This window comes from Hymenobacter agri, assembly GCF_054778495.1.
Genome location: NZ_BAAGZM010000306.1, coordinates 1 through 4,941, shown reverse-complemented (window position 1 = coordinate 4,941; position 4,941 = coordinate 1). Strand labels below are relative to the sequence as shown.

The window sequence follows — 4,941 nt, the reverse complement described above, 5'->3', positions numbered from 1 at the left end:
GTCGGTGTAGCGCACGAGGCCGGGCGTCTGGTCGGGGCCGGTGGTGCGATGCTCGGCAGCCAGCCGGCCCACCAGGGCACGGAATTCGGGATAGGTGTAGGCCGGGGTGGGCACCGGGGCGGCGCCCGCAACAAGTTCGGACATGGCGGAGTAGAATTAGGGAATGCGGTGCGGGCCGGAAAACGAGCCTGCCGCCTCACAACCGCTTCGGGCGGTACGGGTTGCGCGGCGCCGGGTTATTTCTTTACCTTGCATCACTGCTTATGTATCACACCTTCTTCGCTCTTTCATGCTCATGAAATCCTTTCTCCGCCCCGTTGCCGTTGCCTGTGTGCTGGCGGCTTCTCTTAGCGCCTGCAGCTCCGGTACCAAAGAGGGCGACACCAACGTGGAGCGCGGCTACACCAAAAAAGGCATGGCTGCCGGCCAGGACGGCGTAGCCGGCGGCGACTCGGCCACGGCTGGCCTCGCCCGCGACACCGCTCGCCCCGTCACCGGCAAAGACCTCTACAAAGCCGCCGGCGACGCCAAAGACCGCAACCACGACGGCTTGGCCGACTAATATTCGGCATCAGCTTATCGACCCGCAAGAAAGCCCGACTGTGTAGTCGGGCTTTTTTATGTTCAATGTCCCGGCTACGCTAGCGCAAAGGCACTGCGGAGGAGATTCAAAAGTCTGATTAATTGTGTGTATTAAGGGTGCGTTGCATGGCTTTAATTTCTGAAAATCAGTCATAATCGCTGATTTGTTTTGATGGGTGAAGTATATTGGGTGGACGGTTTAAAAATCCGGTCAACCTGATTATTGGTTTGCAACTGTACCCCCGCAGCAGCGCATCTTTGACAAAAAGAACCCAGCCATGAAACAAGCATTACTACCCCTTTTCTGCGCGTTGGTGCTTGGGCATGGCGCATCCTTCGCTCAAACGGCCCCGCCCATGCTGGGCACGCCGCCCGCAGTTCCGGCTGCCCCGCCCGCGGCCGACCCATTCCAGCTCGGGCGCACTTACCGGGTCGAAACGGTGCAGGGCTCCGTTTTTAGCGGTGTGCTGGTGAGCATGAGTTTGACGGCGCTCGAATTTGATTCCAAGGAGCTGGGTCACCTCAAGCTGGAGCGCGGCCAGATTCGGCGGGCCGACCTGCAGGACGCCCCGCCCGTAGCGCCAGCCCCGGCCGCCACCGCGGCAGTTGCCTCCGCGCCGGCTGTTGCTACGCCCACCCGGCCCACAACGGGTAAATCCGGCTACTACGACATTGGCAACGGCAACCGCCTGTTTTTTGCGCCCACGGCCCGCAATCTGCGTGAGGGCGAAGCCGTGCTGCAGGACGTGGACGTGTTTCTGGCCGGCATCAACTACGGCGTTACCGACCACCTCTCGATGGGCGGCTACATCTCCCTTTTTCCCGGGGCCGAGCTCAGCAACCAATTTCTGGCGCTCACGCCCAAGCTGAGCTACCCCATCAGCGAGAAGCTTTACGCAGGTGCAGGCCTGCTGTACGTGCGCATTCCCACCTTCGACAGCCACGGCAGCGGCTATGGGGCCGGCATCGGCTACGGCGCGCTCACCTACGGCAGCGCCGACAACAACTTCACCGTGGGACTGGGCTACGGGTTTGTAGAAGGTAAAATCGGGTCGACGCCCATGCTGCAGATTGGGGGCCAGACACGGGTGTCGCGCCTGATTTCGCTGGTGAGTGAAAACTACGTTGTGGCCGACCACGCCGCCGGCATGGCTGGCCTCTACGGTATCAAGTTCAACTGGCGGCGCACCAGCTTGGGCCTGGGCGCGCTCTACCTATACGAGTTCGAACACGAAGAAACCCAGTACAACAGCTACTACACGCCCGGCGGCCAGTACGTGCAAACCATGCAAACCGTGAACACCGGCGGCCGCGGCTATTCAACCAACGTGTTGCCGGTGTATGTCGACTTTTCGTTTCGCTTCGGGAAGGGGGCCGTGCGGTAGGCCCAGGTGGGAGCCGAGCGGCCCCTTTTGCCGCCCGGCCGGCCCCGGGCCGGAAGCCGGGGCCAGGCGTATATTGCCCGGATGAAACACATTCTACCGATTGCGGGCTGGCTGTGGATGAGCTTGCTGCTGACGCGCCCGGCGCTGGCGCAGGCTCCCGACACGCTGCCCGGCCATGCCCATTTTTCGCGCCTGATAGCGGCCTCAATGTGCACGCGCATTCAGGAAGAGGCGCGCAAGCAGGATTTCAACAAGCTTTCGGCGAAGCAGGCCGACGAGCTGTTCATGCGCCTGACCATGACGAGCATGAGTGAGCACGCCGGCGAGTTTGCCTCTATGCTGAGCGCGGGCCAGGCCCGGGGCCTGAGCAATACGAAGATGGGCCGCAACGTGGGCGAAACCGCGGTGCAGCTGCTAAGCAAGGATTGCCCGGTTTCGATGGCCCTGATTTTGCGCACCTCCTCGGCGCAGAAAGGTCTGGGCTCCGCAGGCATGGAAAGCATGAACAACATTGCCGATGAAGAAAAGGCCGTGCTGCAGCCTATTGCCGACAGCGTGTGCACGCAGCTGGCCGCCGCCGACGCCCGGCAGCCGCTGAAGGCCATGACTCCGGCCCGCCGCAGCGAAACCATGACCCGCATCATGCAGACGGAAATCATCAGGAGCCTGCCGACGCTGATGACCGTGTACTCGACGGAGCAGATGAACAACAAGGACAGCATGCGGGCATTCGGCATCAAGCTAGCCAGCCTGATGATGACCAAGTGCCCTACCTACCTCATCTTGCTGGGCGAAGACGCCAAGCGCAAGCGCTGACGCCTGCGCCGGCCCGGGGGCTAGGCGGCCGACTTTTCCTCCTTCACGGCCAGCTGCCCGCAGGCGGCGTCGATGTCCTTGCCGCGCGAGCGACGGATGTTGGTTTGCACGCCGCGGTCGGCCAGGAACTTGTGGAAGGCCGTGATTTTGTCGGCCTCGGCGTTCTGGTAAGCGGCGTTCTCGATGGGGTTGTATTCGATGAGGTTCACCTTGCAGGGCAGCCACTTGGCAATTTTGAGCAGCTCGGCGGCGTCCTCCAGCTCGTCGTTGAAGTTCTCGAACACGATGTATTCGTAGGTGACTTTGCGGCCGGTTTTCTGGTGGTAGTACTGCAGGGCTTCCTTCAGCGCGGCCAGGGAGTTGGCCTCGTTGATGGGCATGATTTCGTTGCGCTTGGCATCGGTGGGGGCGTGCAGCGAGAGGGCCAGGTTGGCCTTCACGTCGTCGTCGGCCAGCTTTTTAATCATCTTGGCGATGCCGGCCGTGCTGATGGTGATGCGGCGCGGGGCCATGTTCAGGCCGTCGGGCGCGGTGATGCGGCGCACGCTTTCCACCACGTTGGCGTAGTTAAGCAGGGGCTCGCCCATGCCCATGTACACGATGTTGGTGAGCGGCGTGCCGTACTGGGCCTCGCACTGCTCCCGAATGCGCACCACCTGGTCGTAAATCTCAGCCGCGTCGAGGTTGCGCTTGCGGTCCATGTAGCCGGTGGCGCAAAACTTACACGTGAGCGAGCAGCCCACCTGGCTGCTGATGCAGGCCGTCATGCGCGTGTCGTGCGGAATGAGCACGCCTTCCACCACGTTGCCATCGTAGAGCTTGAACGCCGACTTGATGGTGCCGTCGTTCGAGAGCTGCTTGTTCTGCACCGTTACGCCGTTGATGACGAAGTGCTTATCGAGCAGCTCGCGGGTGGCCACCGAGATGTTGTTCATCTCCTCAAACGTGGCGGCGGTGTTTTTCCAAAGCCACTCCTGCACCTGCTTGGCGCGGAAGGGCTTCTCGCCGTGCTCCACCATAAAGGCCTTGAGCTCGTCGGGCGAGGTTTTGCGGATATCACGCTTTTTAATAACGGGGGCGAGGGGCAGTTCGAGCAGCATAGTGCAAAGATACAAGCCAACAGGCCGTTGGGTTCCCAGGAATCGGCGAACGGGCCGGGAACCCGCCAGAACCTCAGGACTTAATGGGCAGCGGCGGGCCCAGCAGCTGCATGCCGTGGTCGCGCGACATCTTTTCGCGCTCGGCCTGGGTGCGCGGCGCTTTGCTGGCCGAGAGGGCCCGGAAGAAGTCCTCCATCTGGCCGGCGGGCTGCAGGAAATACACCAGCTTACCGGTATCGGTGAGCTGCGTCCAGGTATGGGGCACCTGGCGGGGCAGGAAAATGGTGTCGCCGGCCTTGAGCTGACGCTGCTCGTCGCCCACCACAAACAGGTATTCGCCGCTCACCACGTAAAAGACCTCATCCTGCGCCACGTGCAGGTGCAGCGAGGGGCCGCCCTTGGCCACGCCGGTGTACTCGAACACGGCCAGCGCCCCGCCAGTATCCTTGCCCGAAATCTTGATGTCGTTGGGGTTGGGCCCCACGAAGGTTTTCTCCTGGAAGCGGCCCTCGCCCGCATTCACCACGAAGCTGCCGGTAGCGGCCGGCGCGGTGGCATCGGCCGCAGGCGGCAGGGTGGGGCAGGGGAGGCCGGAGGCGGCGAAAGCGGCTGCAGGCGCGGCCAGCAGCGAGGTGGCCAGAAAGTATCGGCGTTGCATAACCAAGGGTTTTGAGGTTGGGAATGCACAAAGATTCCGCCCCGCCGGCCTCGGCTATTGGTAAAAAATGGACGTTTTTAACGGGCCCGGGTTCAGGCCTCCACCAACCCAAAAGCCCGCTCGGGCGCCCGGTTATCCTGCTCGAAAAAAGCGCTGGGACTGCTGCCCGTGAAGGCGCGGTAGTCTTTGGCGAGGTGTTGGTGGTCGTAGTAGCCGCAGGCCAGGGCAATGCTAAGCCAGTCGAGCCCCGGCTGGCTGTTCTTGAGCCGGAAGGCTCGGTCGAAGCGCACAATGCGGGCGTAGAGCGCGGGCCTCACGCCCAGGCGCTGGACAAACTGCCGGTCAAGCTGCCGCGGGCTCAGGCAGGCGTGGCGGGCCAGCGCGTCGAGGGTGGTGTGGG

6 protein-coding genes are annotated in these 4,941 nt (G+C 62.7%); 3 read left to right on the top strand and 3 right to left on the bottom strand.

The features are described from left to right. The first annotated feature begins 295 nt into the window (after positions 1-295). From ACYVDE_RS14345 to ACYVDE_RS14335, 3 genes are all read left to right on the top strand, one after another. Positions 296-562, top strand: a complete 267-nt coding sequence (locus ACYVDE_RS14345) for a hypothetical protein (protein ID WP_460502230.1) — start codon at positions 296-298, stop codon at positions 560-562. Between the two features lie 376 nt (positions 563-938). After that, on the top strand, positions 939-1,967 hold the full coding sequence (locus ACYVDE_RS14340) for a hypothetical protein (protein ID WP_460502229.1): 1,029 nt from the start codon (positions 939-941) through the stop codon (positions 1,965-1,967). A gap of 81 nt (positions 1,968-2,048) precedes the next feature. Next, positions 2,049-2,783 (top strand): hypothetical protein, encoded by a 735-nt coding sequence (locus tag ACYVDE_RS14335; protein ID WP_460502228.1) that lies wholly within the window; start codon positions 2,049-2,051, stop codon positions 2,781-2,783. Between the two features lie 20 nt (positions 2,784-2,803). Here the strand turns inward: ACYVDE_RS14335 and rlmN are convergent, their stop codons facing one another. The 3 genes from rlmN to ACYVDE_RS14320 all read right to left on the bottom strand — a co-directional run. Then, positions 2,804-3,883, bottom strand: coding sequence for a 23S rRNA (adenine(2503)-C(2))-methyltransferase RlmN (rlmN, locus tag ACYVDE_RS14330; RefSeq protein ID WP_460502227.1), 1,080 nt, complete (start codon positions 3,881-3,883; stop codon positions 2,804-2,806). A gap of 73 nt (positions 3,884-3,956) precedes the next feature. Beyond that, positions 3,957-4,541 (bottom strand): cupin domain-containing protein, encoded by a 585-nt coding sequence (locus ACYVDE_RS14325; protein WP_460502225.1) that lies wholly within the window; start codon positions 4,539-4,541, stop codon positions 3,957-3,959. A 92-nt stretch (positions 4,542-4,633) separates the two neighbouring features. After that, positions 4,634-4,941: helix-turn-helix domain-containing protein (locus ACYVDE_RS14320; RefSeq protein WP_460502224.1), on the bottom strand; the 308-nt coding region annotated here is incomplete at its 5' end.

Excerpts from the sequence above, each read along its gene's own strand:
- ACYVDE_RS14345 (WP_460502230.1), top strand. The coding sequence starts at position 296 with ATGAAATCCTTTCTCCGCCCCGTTGCCGTTGCCTGTGTGCTGGCGGCT.
- ACYVDE_RS14340 (WP_460502229.1), top strand. The coding sequence starts at position 939 with ATGCTGGGCACGCCGCCCGCAGTTCCGGCTGCCCCGCCCGCGGCCGAC.
- ACYVDE_RS14335 (WP_460502228.1), top strand. The coding sequence starts at position 2,049 with ATGAAACACATTCTACCGATTGCGGGCTGGCTGTGGATGAGCTTGCTG.
- rlmN (WP_460502227.1), bottom strand. The coding sequence starts at position 3,883 with ATGCTGCTCGAACTGCCCCTCGCCCCCGTTATTAAAAAGCGTGATATC.
- ACYVDE_RS14325 (WP_460502225.1), bottom strand. The coding sequence starts at position 4,541 with ATGCAACGCCGATACTTTCTGGCCACCTCGCTGCTGGCCGCGCCTGCA.